The organism is Nocardiopsis sp. NPDC057823, assembly GCF_042797335.1.
Lineage (GTDB): Bacteria > Actinomycetota > Actinomycetes > Streptosporangiales > Streptosporangiaceae > Nocardiopsis > Nocardiopsis changdeensis.
Map to the genome: position 1 here is coordinate 182,047 of NZ_JBHVLR010000008.1, position 22,365 is coordinate 204,411.

A 22,365-nucleotide genomic window follows, 5' to 3' on the forward strand; every position below is an offset into this window, starting at 1 on the left:
GATCAGAGGGGCCTGTCCGGCGCGGCACTGCCGCCGCCGCAGCCACCGCCGCCACTGCCGCAGCTGCCTCCGCAGGTGCAGCTCGCGTAGCAGTTGCAGGTGATGTAGGCGCGCGAGGCGTCGTACTCGGTCATGCCGTGGCCGGCGGCGAGCGACTCGCCCACGGTGCCGTCGGCCACAAGGTCGAACACGTCGACGGGAAGATCGTCGATGTCGAATCGCGCCGCGTTCCGCTGGGTCGCCATGGTTCCTCCTTTCCTTGCCAAGCCCGCGGTCGGGCTTGCTGCAAGGAAGGATCCCCAGGCCGCCGGTCCCGGTCAATCGTGTTCAACCAGGCGACGGGCGGGCAGCACGAAGCCTCCCCGCGCCGGTGGAACGGCGGCGGGGAGGCCGTGCGGGCAGGGTGGCGAGCGCTACGGAGTGAGCCGCGTCGCGACCAGCTCGGCGTAGAGCGCGTCTCCGGCCGCGAGTTCCTCGTGGTCTCCGGTCGCGCGCGCGGCACCGCCGTCCAGGACGACGATCCGGTCGGCGAGCCGGACGGTGGACGAGCGGTGCGCTACGACGACCACCGTCGCCGTACCGGCGATGTCGCGGATCGACTCCAGCAGCGCCGCCTCGTTCTCCGCGTCCAGGTGCGAGGTCGCCTCGTCGAGCAGCAGCAGTCTGGGCCTGCGCAGCAGGGCCCGGGCGATCGCCACACGCTGCCGCTCCCCGCCGGACAGCGTGCTCCCCCGGTGCCCGACGACGGTGTCCAGCCCTTCGGGGAGCCCCGCCACGAGGTCGGTGAGCCGGGCCCGTCCGAGGACCTCGCGGATCTCGGCCTCGCCCGCATTCAGGGCGCCGAGCAGGAGGTTGTCGCGCAGCGTGCCCGCGAGGACCGGACTGTCCTGCTCCACATAGCCGATCGCGTGCCGCAGCTCGGCGACCGGCCAGTCGCGCACGTCGCGGCCGCCGAGGAGGATCTCCCCGGCGGAGTGGTCGTAGAAGCGTTCGATCAGGTCGAGCACGGTGGACTTGCCGGCTCCGGAGCGGCCGACGATCGCCGTCACCGCGCCGGCCGGAGCGGTGAACGACAGGGCCCGCAGCACCTCCTCCCCGGGCCGGTAGGCGAAGCGGACGGACGCGAACCGCACGTCCAGCGGCGCCCCGCCGCGGACCGTGCCGGGCGCGGGGTGGACCGGTTCCGCCGGGTACTCCAGCACCTCGCCCATCCGGGTCACGCTCGCGATCCCGACCCGGTACGCGGCGACCGCGCCGACCAGGTTCTGCATCGGCATGACGAGGTAGAAGACGTAGAGCAGGAACGCGACCAGGGCGCCGACCGTCAGCTGCTCGGTCGCGACCCGGGCCCCGCCCACCGCGAGCACGGCCACGAACGCCAACTGGAACGTCATGCCGGTGGCCCTCGCGGCGACGGTGCTCCAGGCCGAGGTCCGGACCGCCTCCGTGCACGCCAGCCCGACGGCGGCGTGGAGGTGGGCCTCCTCGGCGGCCTCGGCGCCGTTCGCCCGGATCGTGCGGATCGCGCCGATCGCGCGTTCGATCGCCGCGGTCATGGCGCCGACCGCCTCCTGCGCGGCCAGGCTCGACCGCTGGACACGCGGTGACAGCACGTGCATGATCACCCCCGCCGCGACCGAGACGGCCAGTGTGACGGCCAGCAGGACCGGATCGAGGTAGGCCATCAGCGTGATCGCCACGGCGATCACGGGCAGGTTGGTGCCGACTCCGGCCAGCACCTCGACGGCGAGCATGTGCAGTGCCGCGGCGTCGGTGGTCAGGCGGGCCAGCAGGTCGCCGGGTTGGAGCCGGTCGACGGTGCGCGCGTCCACGCGCAGCAGCCGGGACAGCAGGGACCGCCGGGCGTCCCGCACCAGGGTGATCGCGATCCGGTCCAGGAGGAACCAGCCGAAGGCGCCCGCCACGGCCCCGCCGGCCAGGAGGCCGACGGTCATCAGTACCGGGGCGGTCACGTCTCCGCCGTCGGCCACCCGGTCGATGAGCCGTCGGGTCAGCAGCGGCAGCACCAGTCCGCCGGCGGAGGCCGCCAGGGAGAGCAGGATGCCGACGGCCGCCCCGCCGCGATAGGGGCGCAGTCGGCCCAGGACGGCCCGCCAGGCGGGTCGCGGGGCGGCGCCGGTGGACGTCGTCACGTGGGCTCCTCGGAGTCAGGGGAACGGGTGCGGGTGGGGGTTGACCTCGTCCTCGCGCATCGGGCGGTCGGCGAGCCCGCGGCGCCGGCGCGCCTCCAGCAGCCGCGGCAGGCCCGTGGTGCGGCGGTTGCGGTGGCCGAAGGTCATGGACAGCGTTCCGGGGACGAGCACCTTGGCGCAGTGCAGGTCCGCCTCCCGCAGTTCGTCGGGGGTCTGGTCGACCACCACGACGTCGAGGCCGTCGCGGAGGTACCGTCCGACGACGGCGCGCATCACGGTGTCGATGTCGTCGTCGGCGAACTCCCCGGTTCGGACGCCGACGTCGCCGACCGGGCGTGTGGGGGCGAGGCCGGTGAGGAAGCCCAGCCGTTCGGCGGTGCGCGGCTCGCAGTAGAGGAGCGGGTGGTCCTCCATATCGCGCACCGCCTCCGGGTCGTCGGCCATCCGGGCCGCCCGTGCGGCGACTTCCGGGTGCGCGAAGTGCTCGATCGCGTAGGACAGGCCGGCGCCGAGCTCGGACAGCGCGCCGCGGACCGCACGCGCGCCGGTGAGGTGGGCGCCCGCCGCGCAGCGCAGGGCGGCGCCGGTCGAGCCGGCCGGGGCGGTGGCCATCGCCCACACGGCGGGGATCCCCTGCTCGGTCGTGATGTCGAAGAACCTGATGTCGTAGCCGGTCTCCGCCCGCAGCACGGCCGCCTGCAGCCGGTCCGCCTCGTCCAGGGTGGCCGGGTCGATCTCCGGGCCGGGCAGGCGCGCGTACCAGGTCATCAGGAACGCGTCGCGTTCGGCGACCTCCAGCACCCCGTAGAGGACGGCCTCCTGGAGGCTGCCGCCCAGGGCGCAGCCGTTGGAGATCTCGTAGACGAAGCCGCCCCCGTGCGGTCCGAGGCCGTAGTAGGCCAGGGGTTCGGGCACCAGGATCGGGGCGCCCCTCAGGAAGGACCACCCCCACACCCAGCGGTAGGACCGGTCGGGGTCGAACGGCGCGTAGGGGAAGCCCGGCCGGTCGTACTCCCGCGGCGGGTGCAGCCCGAGGGTACGCGGGTCCAGCGCCCGGTCGGCGAGCTCCCGGTGGGAGCCGACGGTGACCTGTCGGCCCGCCGCCGGTGTGGCGGCGAACCGTTCGAGCCCTTCGAGGATCGCCGTGGTGCGGCTGGTCCGCCGCTGCGGCGAACGGCCGTACCCGGCCATGCCGTGGTGCGGTCCGGCCTGTTCGGCGGTGGTGACGATCTGCGCGCCCTCGGTGCGGTCGTGCAGGCGCCGTAGGACGCCCGTACGGGCGTCGACGTAGCGCGCGGTCAGGCTCTCCAGTTCCACGGGGAGATCGCGGCCGCGGGCCGCCCCGGGACGGTGGGCGGGGCGCGGCACCGGTCGGCCGAGGGTGTCGTCGGGGGCGTCCGGCCGCGGGGACGCGCAGGTCTCGCAGGCCGGATCGGGCAGGACCCGGTGCGTCGTGACCGTGAGGTCCCGCAGGTCGACGCAGAGCACGGCGTGGCGGGTGCGGGGGGCGGTTCCGCGTGCGGCGGAGCGGACGTCGTCCTCGACGAGCGCCGCGGCCAGCCGGGCGGCCTGACCGGTGAGCAGTGCCGGGGCGCGGTCCAGCCGGCCGCTGTGGAGCCGTCGGGCGGCCTGTTCGCCGGAGTGACCCATCCTCCGGTACCGGGTCTGCGCGCAGCGCGCGCACCCCCGTTCCCCGGGGACCTCCCAGGGGCCGATGACCAGCCGGTCGATCTCGGTGCGCACCGGCAGCAACGGGCCGCGGGCCCGTGCCCCCTCGGGCACGGGGTCCGCCCAGCCGTCCGCGGCGAACACGGTCGGACCACCGGTGGGGGCGTCGCCGGACGCCGGGCGGACGGACACCCCCAGGCGTTCGGCGACCGCGTCGGCGATCAGGCCCCGTCCGACGACGGCCGGTCCGGGCAGCGGGTAGGTCACAGCAGCACCACCTTGAGTGTGTGGGGAAGGAGCGCGGCCGCGGCCGGGTCGTGGTCGAGCGGGACGACGACGGCCGTGCGGCCCGCCGCGGCCAGCGCGGCGAGGACCGTGCCGGGGTCCGGCGCGGCGGGGTCCGCCCGGACCTCCTCCCCGGTCGCGGGGGCCCGGGGCGCGGTCGCCTGCGGCGGCCGCCGCAGGTCGCCGTGGATCCACCGTTGGACGGTGAAAAGGGTCCTGAGCAGGCCGTCGGTCCAGGCCCGTCCGGCCGGGCCCGCGGTGCGCTCCAGGACGAGGTCGCCGCGCCGGAACGACAGGGCCGTGACACCGTGGCGGCCGCCGTGGTCGTACACCTGCGGCAGTTCGCCGAGTTCGGCGAGGATCAGGGCGCAGCGCCGCCCCGCCTCGTCGAGCGTCGCCGGGTCCACCCGGACCGGCCGTCCGGCGGTGTCACCGACCAGCCGCGGGTCGCTCCACCAAAGCCCGGCCACGGCCCGCTCCAGGGCCGCGTCCCAGGACTCCCCTGCGGCGGCCGCCGCGGTGCCGGCGGCCGGGCCGCTGAGCCGGGGGAAGACGGCGGCGGCGGGGACCCGTACGACGCGGTCGGCGACCAGGTCGTATCCGGCGACGAGGCTGTGGGGGCCGTCCGGCGCGTCCACCAATCGGCGCGGGTCGACGAACCGTTCCGCGTACCAGGTGAGCGCCGATCGGGCGGCCTCGATCCGGGCGGTCGCGTAGTCGAACGCGACGGCGCGCACGACCGCGGCCCCCTCCCAGCCCGTGTCGGAGAGGGGGTCTCGGATCTGCGCCTCGGCGACGTGCACCGGGCTCTGCGCGGCGCCGTCGTCGGGCAGGTACCGGAACAGGCCGAAGACGTCGTCGGCGGCGCGGACCGCCGTCCGCGCGAACTCGGCGTCGGCCACAGCCGGGCGGTCGCGTAGCGACGCGACCCGGTCCCGGCCCCCCTCGCCGCCGCCCGGGGGCACCGGCAGCCGGCGGGGGTGCCGGAGGCAGTGGTGGCGGTGCGCGGCGAGGTCGGGCCCGATCCGGATGACATCTCGCTCCCACCGGGGGGTGCCGGTGCCGGTCGCCCAGTGGAACGCCGACCGCGCCACGGCGGCGGCCACCACCTCCCGGTGGGCCGCGGTCGGCTCCACCGGCGGCCGCGGGCCGGGTGACCGGTCGAGTACCGAGCCGGGGCGCGCCGGCGCGAGCGGGTCACCCGGGTCGGCGCGGGGGTCCGCGATCGGCGGCAGCCAGAGGTCGGCCCCGTCGGGCAGCACGGCCGCCAGCGCGGTCCCCGACCCGGCGCAGCGCGCGTCGAGCCGCAGCAGCCGCGCCGGGTCCGCGACGACGGCGACGACGAGGTCGCGACCGGTGACGGTCTCGGCTCGGGCGCCGTCCGCCCCGAGGGGGAGGGTGTCGACGCGGAGCACGCCGGCGGAGCGCAGGTGCTCCCGGATGGGCGCCGCCCACGCGGCCTCGGCCAGCACGGCCACGGAGAGGTCCCGGAACCGGCCGAACGCCGCGGCGGCGTCGCCGTGGTGCGCCGCCAGGTAGGAGAGCTCGGGCGCGAACCGCTCGCGGACCGGGGAGTCGAGTGGTGGCGGCCCCGTCGGCTCCTCCACCACGGCGCCCGCGTCGCGCAGGCGCCCGAGTACGGCCTCCAGCGCGGGCGTGTGCGTGTCCGGGAACCGCGCGCCGAGTTCGGCGGCCGTGAACCGGCCGTCCAACCACGGCGACAGCGCCTCCACCCAGCGGGCGAACGACGTGCCGCCCACCCAGGTCCGCTCCCGCGGTGCGATGATGTAGGTGCCGTCGTCGACGGGTGCCAGGTAGGCGTCGTCGTGCAGGCGCAGCTTCACCGGCGGCCTCCTTCTTCTTGTGCCGGTCCGGCGGGGACACCGAGGAGGAACTCGCCGACGAGGTCCTCCTCCAGCGGGTCGAGCCCGGTCAGGCGGCCGAACGCGTGCCGGGTGCTGGTGCCGAGGGCGCAGCCGGCCAGGCCCATGGCGGTGGCCACCAGGTTCATCGTCTGCATCAGCGCCCCCACGTGCTTGAGGATCAGGGCGTAGGCGAGCCCCTCGTAGGCCCACATCAACCGCTCGAACCGGGCGCTGATCAGCAGCAGCGCCTGGGGGGCGCCGGTCTGCGAGGTGGCGCTCCCGACGCCGTCCACGAGCAGGCGCCCCGGGCCGTCCATCGGGCGGACGAGTTCGAGCCGGTGGTCGTGGCCGTCGTAGTGGTAGGTGCCGGGTTCGAGCCCGGCCACCCGGGCGGCGACGACGTAGACCTCCAGCTCGTGCGCCGCGCCGCCGGAGGGGTAGGGGCGGTACTGGAGTTCCATACCGTCACCCGGTCGGCGGTGCACGGTGCGCGCGGTGCGGTACAGGAACTCGGCGAGCCGGTCGCAGGTGAGCGGGTTCCGCGGGTCGTGCCGGCGCAGGGAGCGCCGGCTCTCCAGGACGGAGGTGAACGGCGGGTCGGTCCCGCGCAGCCGTTCCAGGTCCGGGCGGCGCAGCTCGACCGCTGGCCCGGAGGGCTCGGGCCTGGGGGGAGGCGCCGGGGCGTACTCCGCTCCCCAGCCGGTCCGCCCGAGCCTGAACCCCGGTGTATAACCCCGGCTGCTCTGGTGGAACTCCAGGTCGGCCCACGACCACTGCCGTACCCGGAACTCCTCGTCCTCGTCGCCGACCACCGCCAGCCCGGCCCACAGCAGGTCGTGGCGCAGCCGGGCGGCCACCGCCTCGTCCAGGCCGGGAACCCGCCGTTCCCCGCCGGGATCGGCCAGGACCACGGCGGCCTCGGGCCGGTGCACGACCACGGCCGCCCAGGCGCGCGGCGAGGAGACCCACAGCAGGCCGTCGGCCGACGCCCGGACGGCGGTGAAACGGGACAGGCGCGGCCGCCCGGGAGGCGGCGGGACGGGCCGCGCGGCGGGCGAGCGGTGGGGTTCAACGGTGAAGACGGGGCCGTCCGCGTCATGGACGGTGACCGCCAGCCAGCCTCCGCTGCGCAGCCGGTCCAGCAGCGCGCCGGTGCCGTCGTCCCGGACCGTCATCCGGTGCGATCCGTCGACCAGCGTTCGGACGACCGCCTCCTCCTCGGGTGTGACCGGTTCCTGGTCGGGGAGGTCGACCAGCGACGTCCCGCGCGGGTGGCGCATGCTCTCGACCCCGCCGCGCAGCCGCACGGTCTCGTACGGTCCCGTGTCCGGCGGGCTCATGTCACCGCTCCGGCGGCGGGGGCGTCCCAGGAGCGGATCAGGTCGGCCCACGACCGCCCCGTGCGCCGCTCCACCGCCTCCGCGAGCAGGTGGCAGAGGAACAGCCGGTGGTGCGGCGTGATCCCGAGCCGGGTGAACTGGAGGTACATCAGGTTGAGTGCGAGCCGGTACACCGCGAAGTCGGCCGAGGGCCCGACCCGCGTCGTCCAGTGCCCGCTGGACAGCAGGGCGTGGTGGAACGGGCTGTCCGCGGCCCGCGGGTCGTCCCGCTGGCCGTCCAGGGGGTCGATCCGCAGTGCCGGGAGCAGCCCCCGCTCGTAGAGTTCCGCCCCGGCCGACCGGTACCGCGCGATGAGGTCCGCGAACTCCGACGCCCGGGGGTCCCCCGGGGAGCCCGGACCGACGAGCCGGTCGATCCGGTCCGCGAGCGCACGGGCGTGGGACCGGTAGCGGTCGTCCCACTCGCGGCGCCAGGGGGCGCGTTCGGGCAGGTAGGACAGGTACGCCTCGGCGTGGGACCGGTAGCTGAGGTAGCCGACGGCGATGCCGCCGTCGACCAGCCGGTCGGCCAGGACGGCCATGGTGTCGAAGACGACGGCGGGCAGGCTCGCCCCGGCCGCGACCTCAGCGGTGACCTCGAAGGCGTGCTCGTTGGCGTCCCGCAGGAAGTCCGCGACCAGGGCCGCCGCCTCCGGCGTCCGGTGCACCGCCATCCGGTCGTCGTAGTCGTCGACGTGCCAGGAGTTGTCGGGGAACCACGGGGTCAGCGGGCCCGGCTCCTGCTCCTGTTCGGCCGTGCGGCGGTGCAGCGGCAGGAGGGCGCCGACGTCGGTCTCTGTGGCGGGCAGCGCGGCGAGGTAGGGGTCCAGTACCTGGGCCACCATCGGCAGGGCCGCGCGGAACTCCCCGCTCCCCGCCTCGACGTTGAGGCGCAGGTGCGGCCCGCGCCGCCAGTGCCGCACGAACCAGTTCCGCAGTCCGCGGCGCTCCAGCTCGCGGGAGACCGGCCACAGGGCCTCGGCCACCAGCTGTGACGTGGCCTCGCCGTGGTGGTGGACGTGGATGCTGTGCCACGACCGGGCGTCCATCATGGTTCTCCGTTCTCCTCTTCCGGCGGGCGGTGGGGCCGGTCCGGGACGCCGGGGGGCGGTGCGGCCGCTCCGGCGCCGCCGACCCGGTCGCCGCACCGGTTCCAGACCAGGGCGCAGGCCCGCGCGACGTCGTGCAGCGCCCGCCGGGCGTGGTCGGGCATACCGTCGGCCAGTTCTTCGGACCGCTTCGTCAGGCCCAGGGTGGCCGAGGCCAGGCGCAGTACCGCCCGGCCGTGTTCGGAGCCCCACAGGGAGGGGTCGCGGGCGAGCTGCTCGACCCGGGCCGCGGCGTCGCGCAGCACGGCGGCCGCGGCGTCCGGCTCGGGCCGGTCGCCTCCCGGGTCCGGGCAGGTCGGGCCGTGCGCGGCCTTGCGGCGGACGTCCAGTGCCGTGCCCACGGAGATCCCGGCGTGGCGGGCCACGACCCGCAGGCTGGCCTCGGGGTTGTGGCGCATGAACTCGGCCGCCGCCTGCCGGCCCGCGGCCGCCGACCGGGGCTGGCGGCGCCCGTCGCTGCCGATCCGCATGTTCACGTGCAGTCTTTCGTCACCTGAACGGCGGCGTCGGGCGGCGACCGTGCCCGGCGACACCCCGCAGGTCGCCGCGATACGCCGGTCCGACCAGTGGGGGAACGCCTGTAGGACACGGGACAGGGCCGCCAGCCGGTCCCGCATGGGCAGGGGCAGGCCGTGGGAGACGTTGAGGCGGACGGCCAGGATGTACGCGTCCTCGTCCGACCCGTCGAAGTACCGCACCCGTATCGAGGCGCGCCCCCGGCTCCGGGCGGCCTGGAGGCGGTGCATGCCGTCCACCACGCGCATGGCCGGGCGCTGCACGACGATGGGCGGCAGCTCGTCGACGATCTCGGCGAGCCGCGCGACCCGGGCTGGGTCGGTGCCGTCGAGCCGCGGGGAGCGGGCGTCCCTCAGCAGGGCGACCCGGGCGGTCTCGACGGGGAGGCGGGCGAGCACGGGATCCGGGGCGGCGGACCGCCGTTCCCGGGTGCTCATCCCCGTCGCCACGCCCGCTCCCGCGCCGACAGCCGGCCGCCGGGGGCGTTCCGGGTTTCGGGGTCGGCGGTCCGATCGAAAGCGCTGGGCATGCGTTCTCCGAGGGGTGAGGGGGCCGACCGGCCACGCCCGCCGCCGTGGACGGGCTCGCGTTCGGTGGCAGGATCCTCCCGGCCCGACCTTGAACGGACCTTGCGGCGACCTTGAACCGCGGTGCGCGCGCCGCGGGACGGGCCCGGCCGCCCGGCCGACTCCCGGCGTCCTCCGGGCCGCGCGCCGCCCGGAGGACGCCGGCGGCCGCACCGCCGAAAGCGGTGCGGCCGTCGGACAGGGCCCGGTCCCGCGCTCACTCCTCGGGCCGGGCCTCCTCCATGCGCCGCACCCTGACCTCGGTGATGGTGCGGCCGCTGGTCCGGGCGACCTCCGCGGTCCACCCGCCGAAGTCGACCGTCTCGCCGGGCTCCCGCGGGATGTGGCCCAGGACGGCGATGACCAGGCCCGCGACGGTGACGTAGTCGCCCTCGGGCGGGTCGGTCAGGGACAGGTCGATGTCGGACAGGTCGTGCACCGGGTAAGTGCCCGGGAGCGTCAGGGTCCCGTCGTCGTTGGAGACCACGGTGCGGATGTCGGAGTCCGTCTCGTCGTAGATCTCGCCGACGATCTCCTCCAGCAGGTCCTCCAGGCTGACGATGCCGTCGATGCCGCCCATCTCGTTGACGATCACGGCCAGCTGCTGGTGCTCGGCCGTCATCTGCCGCAGCGCCAGCGAGACGACCAGCGAGTCGGGCAGCAGCATCGCCTCGCGGGCCACGTCCCGGGCGGTGCCGGTGCCGCGGACCAGGTCGGACCAGTGGACGATGCCCAGGACGTCGTCGAGGTCGTCGTCGGCCACGACCGGGGCGCGCGAGTGGCCGTGCTCGGCGAGCATGCGCGTGGCCTCGGCGGTGGGGGTGGCCGCGGGGATGGTGAAGACCTCGCCGCGGGGGACGACGACCTGGCGCAGCCTGCGGTCGTCGATCTCGAAGGCGCCGCTGATGATGGTGCGCTGCTCGCGGGTCATGCCGCGCTGGGCGGTGAGCATGTCGCGCAGCTCCTCCTCGCCGACCTCCTCGCGCGCGGCGGAGGGGTCCCCGCCGGTGAGGCGGACGACCAGGTCGGTGGACACGCTCAGCAGCCACACGACCGGGCGGGACAGGGTGGCGAGCAGGTTGAGCGGGCGGGCGACCATGAGGGCCCAGCCCTCGGCGCGCTGCATGGCGATGCGTTTGGGGGCCAGTTCGCCGAACACCAGGGTCACGAAGGTCAGGACGACGGTGACCAGGATGACGGACACGGGCCCCGCGGCGGAGCCGAGGAAGCCCAGCGGCTCGACGAGCGGCTGGGCGAGCGCCACCGCGGCGGTGGCGGAGGCGAGGAAGCCGGCGAGGGTGATGCCGATCTGGATGGTGGCGAGGAAGCGGTTGGGGTCGCGGGCCAGGCGGGCGACCGCCCTGCCGCCGGGCCCCCTCTCCTCCAGTTGTCTGATCTGGCCTTCGCGCAGGGTGATCAGGGCGATCTCGCTGCCCGCGAACAGTGCGTTGACCAGGACGAGGACCAGGACGAGGCCGATCTGCACCCCGTAACTCTCCATGACTGCGGTCATCTCCGATGCGGATGGTGGTGGTGGCCCTGGGGCCGTTTCCGTGCCGACTCACCCTTTCACACGGCGGCCTCCCGGCGTCCGGACGCACACGCCGCATCCCGCCCGGTATTCGGTGTTGCTATGTACCGGTAGTCAGTACTACTATGCAGTGGTACTCAGCGGCAACGAGTAGTGAAGGGAGGCACCCATGGGAAGGCAGGCGACGGAGATGCTCAAGGGGACCCTGGAGGGCATCGTCCTCGCGGCCCTGTCCGGCCGGCCCGCGCACGGCTACGAGATCACGGCGTGGCTGCGGGACCAGGGCTTCACCGACATCGCCGAGGGCACCGTCTACGCCCTGCTCGTCAGGTTCGAGCAGCGCGGCCTCGTCGACGCGCGGCGGGTCCCGTCCGGGAAGGGCCCGCCGCGCAAGGTGTACTCGCTCGGTTCCCGAGGGCGGGAATACCTCGAAGAGTTCTGGGGGAACTGGGGTTTCCTCGCGGAAAAGATCGAACAGCTCCGAGAAGGGGGCCGGTAGCCATGGCGGCTGAATGGATCGAGAAGGTCACGGGATCGTTCGAGGACAAGAAGCGCTACAAGCGGTACAAGGCGCGCGTCAGGGAACTGCCCGAGAACCACCGCACGGCCGTCGAGGCGCTCGACCGGTACCTGATGTACTTCGGGGCCATCACCAGGGAGGACATCCTCCAGACGATGCTGGACGACCTCATCGACCTGTTCGAGCAGAGCGCGGCGAACGGGACGCCGGTCCGCCAGGTCGTCGGGGAGGACCCCGTCGAATTCGCCGAGGCGTTCCTGGCGAATTACTCCGAGGGCCGGTGGATCAAAAAGGAACGGGACCGGCTGGTCGAGGCCATCGACCGCGCGGCCGGAGAAGACGGCGAAAAGGACGGGGAATCCCTCTGATGGAGACGAAGACACGGCCGGTACCGGCGATCCGCCTGCGGGGCCTGGAGAAGTCCTACAAGGACCTGAAGGTGCTGCGCGGGGTGGACTTCGACGTGGAGCGCGGCGGCATCTTCGCACTGCTCGGCTCCAACGGGGCGGGCAAGACCACGCTCGTGAGGATCCTGTCCACCCTGCTCAGGGCCGACGGCGGGACGGCCGCCGTCAACGGCTTCGACGTCGCCGCGCAGCCCGCGCGGGTACGGGAGTCCATCAGCCTCACCGGCCAGTTCGCGGCGGTGGACGAGATCCTCAGCGGGCGGGAGAACCTCGTGCTCGTCGCCCGGCTGCGCCACCTCGGCGACCCCGGCGCGATCGCCGACGACCTGCTCGCCCGCTTCTCCCTCACCGAGGCGGGCGGGCGGCGGGTGTCGACCTACTCCGGCGGGATGCGCCGGCGCCTGGACATCGCGATGAGCCTCATCGGGAACCCGCCGGTCGTCTTCCTGGACGAGCCGACGACCGGGCTCGACCCGCAGGCGCGCGTCGAGGTCTGGGAGGCCGTCAAGGGCCTCGCCGACAGCGGCACGACGGTGCTGCTCACCACGCAGTACCTGGAGGAGGCCGAGCAGCTGGCCGACCGGATCGCGATCCTGCACCAGGGGCGGATCATCGTGAACGGCACCCTGGAGGAGCTCAAGAAGCTGCTGCCGCCCTCCGAGATCGAGTACGTCGAGAAGCAGCCGACCCTGGAGGAGATCTTCTTCGCGGTCACCGGCGGCTCCGGCGGGAACGGCGGGGACCGCCGGACCGCACCGAGCGAGAAGAAGTAGGGGACGGACCATGGCGACACACTTCCTCGGCGACACCGCCGCCCTGACCGGGCGCACCATGCGCCACGTCACCCGCAGCCCCGACACGATCATCACGACCGCGGTCATGCCCATCGCCATGATGCTGATGTTCGTGTACGTGTTCGGCGGCGCCATCGACGTCGGCTCGGGCCCGTACGTGAACTACATGCTGCCGGGCATCCTGCTCATCACGATCGCCTCGGGCATCGCCTACACGGCGTTCCGGCTCTTCACGGACATGCAGGGCGGGATCTTCGAGCGGTTCCAGTCCATGCCGATCGCCCGGTCGGGCGTGCTGTGGGCGCACGTGCTGACCTCGCTCGTCGCCAACGTCATCTCGCTGGCGGTGGTCGTGGGCGTGGCCCTGCTCATGGGCTTCCGCTCGGACGCCGGACCGGCGGCCTGGCTCGCCGTCGCCGGGATCCTGCTGCTGTTCACCCTCGCGCTGACCTGGATCGCCGTGATCCCGGGCCTGACGGCGACCTCGGTGGAGGGCGCGAGCGCGTTCTCCTACCCGCTCATCTTCCTCCCGTTCCTGAGCTCGGCGTTCGTCCCCACCGAGACCATGCCCGGCCCGGTGCGCTGGTTCGCCGAGCACCAGCCGGTGACCTCCATCGTCAACACCATCCGCGACCTGCTGTCCGGTCGGCCGGCCGGTGACGACGCCTGGACCGCCCTGGCCTGGTGCACGGGCATCCTCGTCGTCGCCTACGCCTTCGCGATGGCCACCTACCGCAGGAAGACCTCCTGACCACCGCCCCCCCCCGGCGGCGGCCCCCCCCGGGGGGCCGCCGCCCGTTCGCGTCTCAGGCACCCGTCGCCCGGACGGACGACGCGGCGGCGCGGGTCACCTCGCGGCGGGAAGGCGCCAGGGGCGCGCGGTGAGGCGGCGCAGGAGGGTCTCGGCCGGGCCCCGGCGGCCGGTGCGGCGCATCCACTCGGCCAGGAGCAGGGACACCGCCCAGAGCGCGGCGGAGACGCCCAGCCCCGCGGCGGCGCCGAGGTCGTCGGCCAGGCCCAGCGTGAACGGGTAGAAGAGCGCCACGAACACCACCGACTGGAACAGGTAGAAGGTCAGCGACCGGCGGCCCAGGGCGATGACGGCCGTGGCGAACGGGCCGTCCGTCGGCCGCAGGGCCCACAGGCCGACCAGCGCCGCCGCCGCGACGCCGCCCGCGTGCCCCGCCAGGACGTGCAGCGCGGAGAAGGCGTGCAGGGGCGCGGACGCGTCGACGGGCCAGACCCCGGTGACCACCAGCGTGTGGGGCAGCCGCCCGGCCAGGGAGACCGCCGTCAGCAGTACGGCGGCACGGACCAGCAGGGTCCGGTGGCGGGCCGGTTCCTCCAGGACGCGCAGGCGGGAGGCCCCGATGCCCAGGACCATGGCGGGGAGCACCGACACCACCGAGACCAGCGTCTCCAGCGGCCACGTCCACTGGAGGTTGGCGGCCACGTGCGCGACCGGGCCGTCGGCCATGAGGTGGGCGATCGTGGGCGGGACGCCCGCCTGCGCGAGGGCCACGGCCGGGGCCGAGACCAGCAGGACGCCCGGCACGAGGGCCACCGCCCCGACCCACGCCAGGGTGGCGGTGCGCGCCCGGGCCAGCGGGGCCGCCAGGAGCAGGGCGGCCCCGTAGACGGCGACGATGTCGAGCGGGAGCAGCAGGGTGTGGACGAAGCCGATGAGCAGCAGCACCAGGCCGCGGCGGCGCAGCAGGGACCGGACGTCCGGCCAGTCCGCGCCCCGCCCGGTCTCGCGGCGCAGGATCTGGCCCACGCCGTAGCCGAAGAGGAGCACGAACATCAGGCGGGCCTGGTCCTCGGCCAGCAGCGTCCCCGCGAACAGGGCCGCCCGGTCGGGGGCTCCCGTGCCCCAGTGCGCGAGGAGGGCGGGGACGTGCGCGACGGCGATGGCCAGGAGCATGACGCCGCGGGCCAGGTCGGGGGCCGGGGAGCGGGTCCCGGCGGGGACCTCCGTCCCGGGTCGGCCGGGGGGCATGTCGGTGTTCCCTTCCGTGTCGTTCAGGCGGGATGGACGGTGATGTCGCCGACCCCGGTGCGGGCGAGGACGCGGACGGTGCGCTCGTCCCCGTCCGGCCCGGCGGAGTCCTCCAGGGAGCGGTGGACGCGGCCCAGGCGGGTGTCCAGGTCCAGCCAGGCGGCGGTGGCCCGGCGCACGCCCACCTCGATGTCGCCGACGCCGACGCGCAGGGTGACCTCGTCGCGGACGACCTCGTCGACGCGGACGGTGCCGTTGGAGGACCGGATCTCCGCCCGGCCGTGCGCGCCGCCCACGTGGACGTGGCCGTTGGCGGAGGTGACGGCGAGTTCGCCGGCGACCTCGCCGATCTCGATCCCGCCGTTGAGCCCGGTGACGGTGGCGGCGCCCTCGACCCGGCCGACGCGGACCCGGTCGGATCCGGTCAGCCGCAGGTCGCCGGCCACGTGGTCCACGCGGACGGTCCCGTTGCCGCTGGCGAGGGTGGCTCCGCGGGCCCGCTCGACGGTCACGTCCCCGATGGAGGTGCGCAGGTCGCAGTGGCCGAGGTCGCCCTCGCAGAGGAGGTCGGCGATCTCGGTGCGGGCCCGGACCGGGGAGCCGGCGGGCAGGTCCACGCTCACCCGGACGGACCCCTGGTTCCGGGAGCCGAGCGAGGACAGGCTCCGGGGTGCCCTGACGGAGATCCCGTCGGCGGTCCGGGTGACCTCGATCCGTTCGGCCGCGCGCACGTCGGCCCCGGTGCCGGGGTCCGCGGGCGCCACCTCGACGAGGGTGTCGGCGCGGTCGGAGGCGGTGACGCGGACGGTGCCGATCTCGAGCCGCAGGACGAGCGGGGTCGGGCCGGGCGTGTCGAAGGCGGGCATGGCGGTCTCCTCACGGTCGGGGGCGGACGGGCGGGGGTTCATCGGACCCATCCGGTGAAGCTCTCGCGGCCGCCGCCGCGGGCGCGGGAGGCGGGGAGGTCGGCGGGGTCGAGGGCGGTGGCGACGACCCGCACGAGCCAGGCGTTGGTCGAGAGGCCCTCCTGCTCGGCGGCCGCGTCGAGGCGGCCCTTCAGGTGGGCGGGCAGGCGGAGGTTGACGCGGGCGGTGCCGCCCTCGCCTTCGGCGTCGGCGGGCGGCGCGGGCGGCAGGGGCCGGGCGGCCCGGACGCCGGCGGCCTCGGGCTCCGGCGGTGGCGGCGTGACGACGAACTCGGGGTCGCGGCCGCGCAGGCGGACGTCGACCGATCCCGGGGCCAGCTCGCGGGTGACCTCGGCCATGGCGTCGGACAGGACGTTGAGCAGCATGAGGCGGGCGGCGGAGTCCAGGGGCGCGACGAGGCGTTCGGCCAGGGCCCGGGCGTCGTCCCCGCCCGCTTCGGCGGCGAGGGCGAGTTCGTCCCTCAGCGCGGCGACATATGACGTGAGATCCATGGCGCCATAGTGGCACACAGATGGCGCAACTCAAAGGCATATCTGCGCCGAACCCACCAGAAAGAGGGATACGACTCCCCTGAACAGCAGGAATGGGATGGCGCCACGACACACCTCATGGCGCCAAGATGACACCGGATCGCCCCCGAGCGACACGCGGAGACCCCGGGCTCCCCGGCCGGAGCGCCCCCTACAGGGCCCGGGCCAGGGCGCGGTGGCGGCCGGGGCGGACGTCGTACTCCCGCACGAAGGCGGCGCTCAGCGCGTAGGCGCTGGAATAGCCCACCCGGCGCGCGATGGACTCGATGCTGTCGTCGCTGCGCTGCAACAGGTCGGCGGCCAGGCACAGGCGCCAGCCGGTGAGGTAGGAGATGGGCGGCTCGCCCATCACCTCGGTGAACCGGCGGGCGAAGGTCGCGCGCGAGACCTCCGCCTCGCGCGCCAGGCTCCCCACGTCCCACGGCCGGGCGGGGTCGTCGTGGATCGCGCTGAGCGCGGGTCCCACGACCGGGTCGGCCGCGGCCCGGTACCAGCGGGGCGCGGACGCCTCCGGCAGGGCGAACCAGTCGCGCAGGGTGCCGACCAGCACCAGGTCCAGCAGGCGGTCGAGCACCGCCTGCTGGCCGGGCTCGTCGCGCGCGATCTCGGCCTCCAGGAGTTCCAGGGGCGCCGAGCGCCGGTGCCGCCCCGGGACCACGAGGACGCGCGGCAGGGCGGTCAGCAGGCGGTCGGCGATCCGCCCGGTCGCCGTGTAGGAACCGGTGAGCAGCGCGTGCTCGGCGTCGAGGCGGGTACCGCAGGTCCGCACGCCCAGGGAGACGTCCTCCGGGGCGAGCGCCCTCCCCGCCCCGTCGGTGCAGGTCCCCTGGGCGGACAGGACGTAGAGGGGGGCGATCCGCGCGTCCGGGTCGCTGGTGACGCCGAACGGCCGCGGGCCGGTCACGACCGCCAGGTCGCGGTTGGACAGGCGCACGGGCCCGGCCCCCTCCTGGACGATCCACCCGTCCCCGCGCAGCATGGTCACGAGGGTCATCGACGCGCCCTCGTCGAACCCGATCGACCACGGCGGCGACATGAGGTTCCGCCCGACCAGGGCGCCGGAGGAACGGATGTGGTCGAGCACCTCGCTCAGCGTGTCCATGCCGCCAGCCTAGACGATCGCGTATCGATCCGAGCCTCGGAGGTATTCCCCCGTCTCACGGCGGCGGCTTGACTGGAGGGCGTCCGGCGGACCGCTCCGGCCGCCGCGCACCGACACGGAAAGGCGCACCATGACCATCGCCCACCGGCCCGAACCCGGCACCGCCCTGTGGGTGTACGCGCACCCCCGCCGCGGGTCGTTCAACGACCGGCTCTTCCGGGCCGGGACCGAGGCCCTGGCGGAGCGGTACGAGGTGACGGCCTCGGACCTGTACGCCCAGGGCTTCGATCCCGTGCTGGCCGAACGCGACCTGGGGGAGCCGGCGGGCCGCCCGGGGAACGTCGCCGAACTCGCCGGCGAGGCGTACTCCCGGGGCCTGCTCCCCGCGGACGTCCGGGAGGAGCAGGCGAAACTCGCCGCGGCCGAGCTGCTCGTCCTGCAGTTCCCGCTGTGGTGGTACGGGCCGCCGGCGATCCTCAAGGGCTGGTTCGACCGGGTGCTGACACAGGGGTTCGCCTACGGCGACCTCGACCCGGCCTCCGGCCTGCCCCGCCGCTACGGCGACGGCGGGCTGGCCGGGCGCCGCGCGCTCGTGGTGGTCACGGCGGGCGAGGACGAGCGCTCCATCGGGCCCCGCGGGATCAGCGGCGACCTCGACTCCCTCCTGTTCCCCCTCACCCACGGCACCCTGTGGTACGTCGGGATCGACGTGCTGGACCTGCACGTGGTCCACGACGCCGACTCCCTGGACGCGGAGGGCCTGGAGCACGAGGCCGGGCGGCTGCGCGACCGGCTGAAGACCCTGGACACCGAGCGGGCCCGGCCGTTCCGCCGCCTGCGGGACGGCGACTACCACGGCACGCGCGCGCTGCGGGAGGACCTGCTTCCCGGCCGCACCGACCTGGGCATCCACCTGGCCGGGGACGGGGAGGCCGACCGCTGACCCGGCCCCGCCGGCGCGGGCGTCCGGCCCGCGTAGCCGGCCGGGTCAGCGCGGGGCCGGGCCGGTCGACCGGCGGATGACCAGGTGGGAGGAGAGCACCACCTGCTGCGGGGCGGGCTGGGAGCGCGACAGGGACCCCTTGCGGGTGAGGAGCTCCACCGCGGCCCGCCCCGCCTCCTCGTGCGGCCCGGCGACCGTGGTCAGCGCGGGAACGCACAGGTCTGCGCCGAAGATGTCGTCGTAGCCGACCACGCTGGCCTGTTCGGGGACGGCCACGCCGCGTTCGGCGAGCCGCCGCAGCACGCCGATGGCGAGCAGGTCGTTGTGGGCGACCAGGGCGGTGGCGCCCGCGCCCAGCCCGGCGTCGGCCGCCACCCCGCCGCCTTCGACCCTGGGCGGGAAGGGGCCCAGCCGCCGCGCGGCCATGCCGCGCGCCTCGGCCGCGGCGCGCAGCGCCCGCCAGCGCTGGGCCGCGGGCCAGGAGCGGTGCGGCCCGGAGAGGTAGACCAGGGACCGGTGTCCCAGCGAGGCCAGGTGCTCAACGATCTGGCGGCTGCCCGCACCGTTGTCCACCACGGCGCTGGGCAGTCCCTCGACCTGCCGGTTGACCAGGACGAGGTTGTACTCGCGGGCCAGCTCCCGGGTGGTCTCCTCCCGCATGCGGCTGGCCGCCAGGACGAATCCGTCCACGGACCGGGACAGCCGCTCGATCCGGTTGCGCTCGTTGTCCGCCGACTCCTCGGTGTTGGCGAGGATGAAGGTCAGCCCCGCCTCACTGGCCCGCTTCTCCGCGCCCCGGATGGTGCCGAAGAAGTGGGGGTTGGTGATGTCGGGGACCAGCATCGCGATCGTCGCCTTGTGCCCGGACTGCAGGGCCGTGGCCAGCGGATCGGGCCGGTAGCCGAGGCGCTCGGCGACGGCGAGGACGTGCTCGCGGGTGGCGGGGTTGACCCGGCGGGGGTTGTTGAGGGCGCGGGAGACGGTGGAGGCGGCCACGCCCGCCTCGCGGGCGACGTCGTAGATGGTCGTGCGTCGGGGGGAGCTCATGGCTCCCGTTCCTACCCTCCCGCGGCAACATTTGGCAATCGCTTGCCATTCGATAAGCCCGAAACCTAGAGTTCACGGCACAACTCAGCAGAAAGTGGCCCACGCCACACTCACTCCGCTGATCAGCACGAACACCCCCCGCCGACCGGAAACCCCACTCCCATGACAGCCTCTTCCCGTCCACCCGCCCCCCCTGATCCCGCGCCCCCTGGCAACCGCCTCCCGGTGGCTCGAGAAGGCGGAACTGACCACCGGGGCGCTCATGCTCACGATGGTCTTCGCCCTGATGTTCACCCAGGCCGTGCAGCGCCACCTGCCGGTGGCCGGCTGGGTCTGGACCGGCGAACTCGCCCGGTACGGACTCGTGTGGCTGGCCTTCGCCCTGGCCGGGTATCTGGTCGGCCGCGACGAGCACATCACTCTGAAGATCGTCGACCTCTTCCTCCGGGGCCGGGCACTGCGGACGGTGTGGGTCCTGGCGAACCTCGTCGTGGCCGCGGTGGCCGCGGGGCTGGTCCTGGACGCGGCCGAACTGGTCTTCGGCGGTTCGCCCCAGCGCACCCCCGCCCTGGGCGTCCCGCTGTCCTGGACCTACGCCGTCCCCATGGCCGGCCTGGCCCTGGCCGGGCTGCGGGCCCTGCTCAACACCCTGCTTCCCACGCCTCCGGCCCTGGAGACCCGACCGAGCGAGGAGGCCCGATGAGCGCGGTACCGGTGATCCTGGGCATCCTCGTCCTGCTGGTCCTGCGCGTACCGGTGGCGTTCGCGATCCTGGGCCCCTGCCTGGTGTACATGTCCCTGACCGACCAGTCCACCGGCCTGAGCCTGCGCACCGCAGCGCAGGAGGTCAACAGCTTCCCCCTGCTGGCCGTCCCGCTGTTCATCCTGTTGGGGGTCGTCGCCGACCGCACCGGCATCGCCGACCGCATCTTCGCCTTCGCACAGGTGCTCCTGGGGCGGGTCCGGGCCAGCCTGGGCTATGTCAACATCGGTGTCAGCCTCGGGTTCTCCTGGATCAGCGGCGCCGCCATGGCCGACGTCGCCGGCACGGGGAAGATGATGGTCCCGGCGATGACCGGGCGCGGCTACCCCCGTCGGTTCACCCTGGGCTTGACCGCGTCCTCCAGCCTTATCAGCCCGGTGATGCCGCCGAGCATCCCCGCGATCGTGTACGCCTCGGTCGCGGCGGTGTCCACCGCCGCCCTCTTCGCCGCCGCCGTGGTCCCCGCCCTGCTCATCGCGCTCGGGCTGGCGCTGTACGTCTTCCTCTGGAGCCGCAGGCGGCCCGAGCTCGCCGGACGGCGGGCCGAACCGGGAGAGTTCCGCCGGGCCGGGCTGCGGGTCATCGGCCCGCTGGGCGCCCCCGTCATCCTCCTGGGGGGCATCCTCAGCGGCCTGTTCACCCCCACCGAGGCCGCTGCGGTCGGCGTCGCCTACGTCGTTCTCCTGGGCCTGGCCTACCGCCGGCTCACACTGCGCTCCCTGTGGGACATCACCGTCGAGACCGCCTCCACGACGGCCTCCATCGCCCTCATCCTGGCCGCCTCCGGGCTGCTGGGCTGGGTCCTGGCCCGCGAGCGCGTCCCGCAGGACGTCGCCTCCTTCCTGCTCGGGTTCACCGACAGCCCCGTGGTGTTCCTGATCATGGTGAACGTCGCTCTGATCATCATCGGCGCGCTGCTGGAGCCCATGGCCGCCCTGGTCATCACCGTCCCGGTCCTGCTCCCCATCGCCGCCCAGTTCGGCGTGGACCCGGTCCACTTCGGGGTCATCGTGATCGTGAACCTGATGATCGGCCTGCTCACCCCGCCCATCGGCGGTGTCCTCTTCGTGCTGGGCTCCGCCACCCGCACACCCATGCACGAGGTCTTCCGCGGCACCGCGCCGTTTCTGGTCCCGATCGTCGCCGTACTGCTCCTGCTCACCCTGGCCCCGGACCTCGTCCTGTTCCTTCCCGGACTGCTGGGTCTGTGACCCCGCCCCTCCCCCCACCCCAGAAGGAGACCCGAAGTGAACCGCCTGCTTCGCACGACCGCACCCGCCCTGGCCGCCGCCCTGGCCCTGACCGGCTGTTCCGCCTCCGGCGACGGCGACGGGGCGGAGGGCACCACCCTGACCTTCTCCAACAGCTACACCGAGGACCACCCGCACACCCGCTGCGGCATCGACCTGGTCGCCGAGCGGGTGGCCGAGGCCGGCGTCGGCCTGACCGTCGAGACCTTCCCCAACAGCCAACTCGGCAGCAACACGGAGACCTTCGCCTCCGTCATGTCCGGGGACATCGACATGGACGTGCAGGGCTCGGCCGCACTGGGCGCCGCCTACTCCCCCATCGGGGTCTTCGACGCGGCCTACGCCTTCGACGACGTCGACCACATGTTCTCCTTCTTCGACTCCCCGGCCGCCGACGCGATGAAGGACGGCTTCGCCGAGGCCACCGGCACCCACATCCTCGACGTCTGGTACTTCGGGGAACGCCACTTCACCGCCGACCGGCCGATCCGCACCCCCGGAGACCTGGAGGGGCTGCGGATGCGCTTCCCCGACTCCCCCGTCTACCTCGCCAACGCCGAAGCCCTGGGGGCCAGCCCCACCACCGTCGCCTTCGAGGAGGTCTACATGGCACTCCAGCAGGGCATCGTCGACGGCCAGGAGAACCCCATCGCCACCGTCGCCGCGGACAACTTCGACGAGGTCCAGTCCCACATCAGCCTCTCCGGCCACCAGATCGGCTCGCAGATGATCGTGGTCTCCGGAACCACCTGGGACGGCCTGACCGAGGAGCAGCAACGCGCGCTCCAGGAGGCCGTGTCCTCGGTCCGCGAGGACAACCGCGCCTGCATCGAGGAGGCCGAAGCGGAGACCCTCGCCGAATGGGAGGAGACCGGGGCCATGGAGGTCGTCGACGACGTCGACGTGGAGGCCTTCCGCGAGCGGGCGCGGGAGTACTTCGCCCGGAACCTCGAGGGCGAGGAGCTGGAGCTCTACCAGGGCTTCCAGGACGCCCGCTGACCCGCCCGGCACC

The 22,365-nt window shown here is 74.3% G+C and carries 21 protein-coding genes; 8 read left to right on the forward strand and 13 right to left on the reverse strand.

Going from position 1 to position 22,365, the window contains the following annotated elements; all coding sequences use genetic code 11:
- Window positions 1-2 precede the first annotated feature (2 nt).
- The 8 genes from ACFVNO_RS16055 to ACFVNO_RS16090 all read right to left on the reverse strand — a co-directional run bounded on the left by ACFVNO_RS16055 (window position 3) and on the right by ACFVNO_RS16090 (window position 11,042).
- On the reverse strand, window positions 3-245 hold the full coding sequence (locus tag ACFVNO_RS16055) for a thiomuracin/GE37468 family thiazolyl RiPP peptide (protein WP_220560607.1): 243 nt from the start codon (window positions 243-245) through the stop codon (window positions 3-5).
- Window positions 246-413: 168 nt separating this feature from the next.
- Window positions 414-2,153 (reverse strand): ABC transporter ATP-binding protein, encoded by a 1,740-nt coding sequence (locus tag ACFVNO_RS16060; protein WP_355266836.1) that lies wholly within the window; start codon window positions 2,151-2,153, stop codon window positions 414-416.
- Window positions 2,154-2,168: 15 nt separating this feature from the next.
- The gene (locus ACFVNO_RS16065; RefSeq protein WP_378893255.1) at window positions 2,169-4,088 is read right to left on the reverse strand and encodes a TOMM precursor leader peptide-binding protein; all 1,920 of its coding nucleotides are present in this window, start codon (window positions 4,086-4,088) and stop codon (window positions 2,169-2,171) included.
- Entirely contained in the window at window positions 4,085-5,950 is a 1,866-nt protein-coding gene (locus ACFVNO_RS16070; RefSeq protein WP_378893258.1) for a hypothetical protein, read from the reverse strand. Before ACFVNO_RS16070 ends, ACFVNO_RS16065 begins: the two co-directional genes overlap by 4 nt.
- Complete coding sequence (locus tag ACFVNO_RS16075) at window positions 5,947-7,311, reverse strand: SagB family peptide dehydrogenase (protein WP_378893260.1); 1,365 nt, start codon at window positions 7,309-7,311, stop codon at window positions 5,947-5,949. The genes ACFVNO_RS16070 and ACFVNO_RS16075 overlap by 4 nt, the downstream gene beginning before the upstream one ends.
- Window positions 7,308-8,402 carry a thiopeptide maturation pyridine synthase gene (locus ACFVNO_RS16080; RefSeq protein ID WP_378893263.1) on the reverse strand — a complete coding sequence of 365 codons (1,095 nt, stop codon included), beginning with the start codon at window positions 8,400-8,402 and terminating at the stop codon, window positions 7,308-7,310. The genes ACFVNO_RS16075 and ACFVNO_RS16080 overlap by 4 nt, the downstream gene beginning before the upstream one ends.
- Window positions 8,399-9,412 carry a ParB/RepB/Spo0J family partition protein gene (locus ACFVNO_RS16085; RefSeq protein WP_378893267.1) on the reverse strand — a complete coding sequence of 338 codons (1,014 nt, stop codon included), beginning with the start codon at window positions 9,410-9,412 and terminating at the stop codon, window positions 8,399-8,401. The genes ACFVNO_RS16080 and ACFVNO_RS16085 overlap by 4 nt, the downstream gene beginning before the upstream one ends.
- Window positions 9,413-9,758: 346 nt before the next feature.
- Window positions 9,759-11,042: a hemolysin family protein gene (locus tag ACFVNO_RS16090; RefSeq protein ID WP_355267011.1), complete on the reverse strand. Its 1,284-nt coding sequence runs from the start codon at window positions 11,040-11,042 to the stop codon at window positions 9,759-9,761.
- A 199-nt stretch (window positions 11,043-11,241) separates the two neighbouring features.
- Between ACFVNO_RS16090 and ACFVNO_RS16095 the strand changes: the two genes are divergently transcribed.
- Genes ACFVNO_RS16095 through ACFVNO_RS16110 form a run of 4 tightly spaced genes read left to right on the forward strand, consistent with a single transcriptional unit; the run spans window position 11,242 to window position 13,544 of the window.
- Window positions 11,242-11,571 (forward strand): PadR family transcriptional regulator, encoded by a 330-nt coding sequence (locus ACFVNO_RS16095; RefSeq protein ID WP_355266818.1) that lies wholly within the window; start codon window positions 11,242-11,244, stop codon window positions 11,569-11,571.
- A gap of 2 nt (window positions 11,572-11,573) precedes the next feature.
- Entirely contained in the window at window positions 11,574-11,960 is a 387-nt protein-coding gene (locus ACFVNO_RS16100) for a DUF1048 domain-containing protein (protein ID WP_378893271.1), read from the forward strand.
- The gene (locus tag ACFVNO_RS16105; protein ID WP_220560595.1) at window positions 11,960-12,772 is read left to right on the forward strand and encodes an ABC transporter ATP-binding protein; all 813 of its coding nucleotides are present in this window, start codon (window positions 11,960-11,962) and stop codon (window positions 12,770-12,772) included. The genes ACFVNO_RS16100 and ACFVNO_RS16105 overlap by 1 nt, the downstream gene beginning before the upstream one ends.
- Before the next feature lie 10 nt (window positions 12,773-12,782).
- Window positions 12,783-13,544 (forward strand): ABC transporter permease, encoded by a 762-nt coding sequence (locus ACFVNO_RS16110; RefSeq protein ID WP_378893276.1) that lies wholly within the window; start codon window positions 12,783-12,785, stop codon window positions 13,542-13,544.
- Window positions 13,545-13,640: 96 nt separating this feature from the next.
- On the opposite strand, the gene ACFVNO_RS16115 is transcribed toward ACFVNO_RS16110, so the two are convergent.
- The 4 genes from ACFVNO_RS16115 to ACFVNO_RS16130 all read right to left on the reverse strand — a co-directional run bounded on the left by ACFVNO_RS16115 (window position 13,641) and on the right by ACFVNO_RS16130 (window position 17,350).
- Complete coding sequence (locus tag ACFVNO_RS16115) at window positions 13,641-14,792, reverse strand: DUF418 domain-containing protein (RefSeq protein WP_378893279.1); 1,152 nt, start codon at window positions 14,790-14,792, stop codon at window positions 13,641-13,643.
- Between the two features lie 23 nt (window positions 14,793-14,815).
- The gene (locus ACFVNO_RS16120; protein WP_355266805.1) at window positions 14,816-15,658 is read right to left on the reverse strand and encodes a DUF4097 family beta strand repeat-containing protein; all 843 of its coding nucleotides are present in this window, start codon (window positions 15,656-15,658) and stop codon (window positions 14,816-14,818) included.
- A 38-nt stretch (window positions 15,659-15,696) separates the two neighbouring features.
- Entirely contained in the window at window positions 15,697-16,209 is a 513-nt protein-coding gene (locus ACFVNO_RS16125; protein ID WP_355266802.1) for a hypothetical protein, read from the reverse strand.
- Between the two features lie 190 nt (window positions 16,210-16,399).
- Entirely contained in the window at window positions 16,400-17,350 is a 951-nt protein-coding gene (locus tag ACFVNO_RS16130; protein WP_355266799.1) for an AraC family transcriptional regulator, read from the reverse strand.
- Between the two features lie 130 nt (window positions 17,351-17,480).
- On the opposite strand from ACFVNO_RS16130, the gene ACFVNO_RS16135 reads away from it, so the two are divergent.
- On the forward strand, window positions 17,481-18,293 hold the full coding sequence (locus ACFVNO_RS16135) for an NAD(P)H-dependent oxidoreductase (RefSeq protein WP_355266796.1): 813 nt from the start codon (window positions 17,481-17,483) through the stop codon (window positions 18,291-18,293).
- A 45-nt stretch (window positions 18,294-18,338) separates the two neighbouring features.
- Here the strand turns inward: ACFVNO_RS16135 and ACFVNO_RS16140 are convergent, their stop codons facing one another.
- On the reverse strand, window positions 18,339-19,340 hold the full coding sequence (locus ACFVNO_RS16140) for a LacI family DNA-binding transcriptional regulator (RefSeq protein ID WP_355266793.1): 1,002 nt from the start codon (window positions 19,338-19,340) through the stop codon (window positions 18,339-18,341).
- 262 nt (window positions 19,341-19,602) lie between these two features.
- Here ACFVNO_RS16140 and ACFVNO_RS16145 point away from each other — a divergent pair, with 262 nt between their 5' ends.
- The 3 genes from ACFVNO_RS16145 to ACFVNO_RS16155 are packed head-to-tail and all read left to right on the forward strand — an operon-like array spanning window position 19,603 to window position 22,352.
- Window positions 19,603-20,043 (forward strand): TRAP transporter small permease, encoded by a 441-nt coding sequence (locus ACFVNO_RS16145; RefSeq protein WP_378893285.1) that lies wholly within the window; start codon window positions 19,603-19,605, stop codon window positions 20,041-20,043.
- Complete coding sequence (locus tag ACFVNO_RS16150; RefSeq protein WP_378893288.1) at window positions 20,040-21,314, forward strand: TRAP transporter large permease; 1,275 nt, start codon at window positions 20,040-20,042, stop codon at window positions 21,312-21,314. Before ACFVNO_RS16145 ends, ACFVNO_RS16150 begins: the two co-directional genes overlap by 4 nt.
- Window positions 21,315-21,350: 36 nt before the next feature.
- Window positions 21,351-22,352, forward strand: coding sequence for a DctP family TRAP transporter solute-binding subunit (locus tag ACFVNO_RS16155; protein ID WP_355266785.1), 1,002 nt, complete (start codon window positions 21,351-21,353; stop codon window positions 22,350-22,352).
- Window positions 22,353-22,365 lie beyond the last annotated feature (13 nt).

Coding starts and splice junctions, on each gene's coding strand:
- ACFVNO_RS16055 (WP_220560607.1), bottom strand. CDS start 245: ATGGCGACCCAGCGGAACGCGGCGCGATTCGACATCGACGATCTTCCC.
- ACFVNO_RS16075 (WP_378893260.1), bottom strand. CDS start 7,311: ATGAGCCCGCCGGACACGGGACCGTACGAGACCGTGCGGCTGCGCGGC.
- ACFVNO_RS16080 (WP_378893263.1), bottom strand. CDS start 8,402: ATGATGGACGCCCGGTCGTGGCACAGCATCCACGTCCACCACCACGGC.
- ACFVNO_RS16085 (WP_378893267.1), bottom strand. CDS start 9,412: ATGAGCACCCGGGAACGGCGGTCCGCCGCCCCGGATCCCGTGCTCGCC.
- ACFVNO_RS16090 (WP_355267011.1), bottom strand. CDS start 11,042: ATGGAGAGTTACGGGGTGCAGATCGGCCTCGTCCTGGTCCTCGTCCTG.
- ACFVNO_RS16095 (WP_355266818.1), top strand. CDS start 11,242: ATGGGAAGGCAGGCGACGGAGATGCTCAAGGGGACCCTGGAGGGCATC.
- ACFVNO_RS16100 (WP_378893271.1), top strand. CDS start 11,574: ATGGCGGCTGAATGGATCGAGAAGGTCACGGGATCGTTCGAGGACAAG.
- ACFVNO_RS16105 (WP_220560595.1), top strand. CDS start 11,960: ATGGAGACGAAGACACGGCCGGTACCGGCGATCCGCCTGCGGGGCCTG.
- ACFVNO_RS16110 (WP_378893276.1), top strand. CDS start 12,783: ATGGCGACACACTTCCTCGGCGACACCGCCGCCCTGACCGGGCGCACC.
- ACFVNO_RS16115 (WP_378893279.1), bottom strand. CDS start 14,792: ATGCCCCCCGGCCGACCCGGGACGGAGGTCCCCGCCGGGACCCGCTCC.
- ACFVNO_RS16120 (WP_355266805.1), bottom strand. CDS start 15,658: ATGCCCGCCTTCGACACGCCCGGCCCGACCCCGCTCGTCCTGCGGCTC.
- ACFVNO_RS16125 (WP_355266802.1), bottom strand. CDS start 16,209: ATGGATCTCACGTCATATGTCGCCGCGCTGAGGGACGAACTCGCCCTC.
- ACFVNO_RS16130 (WP_355266799.1), bottom strand. CDS start 17,350: ATGGACACGCTGAGCGAGGTGCTCGACCACATCCGTTCCTCCGGCGCC.
- ACFVNO_RS16135 (WP_355266796.1), top strand. CDS start 17,481: ATGACCATCGCCCACCGGCCCGAACCCGGCACCGCCCTGTGGGTGTAC.
- ACFVNO_RS16140 (WP_355266793.1), bottom strand. CDS start 19,340: ATGAGCTCCCCCCGACGCACGACCATCTACGACGTCGCCCGCGAGGCG.
- ACFVNO_RS16145 (WP_378893285.1), top strand. CDS start 19,603: ATGCTCACGATGGTCTTCGCCCTGATGTTCACCCAGGCCGTGCAGCGC.
- ACFVNO_RS16150 (WP_378893288.1), top strand. CDS start 20,040: ATGAGCGCGGTACCGGTGATCCTGGGCATCCTCGTCCTGCTGGTCCTG.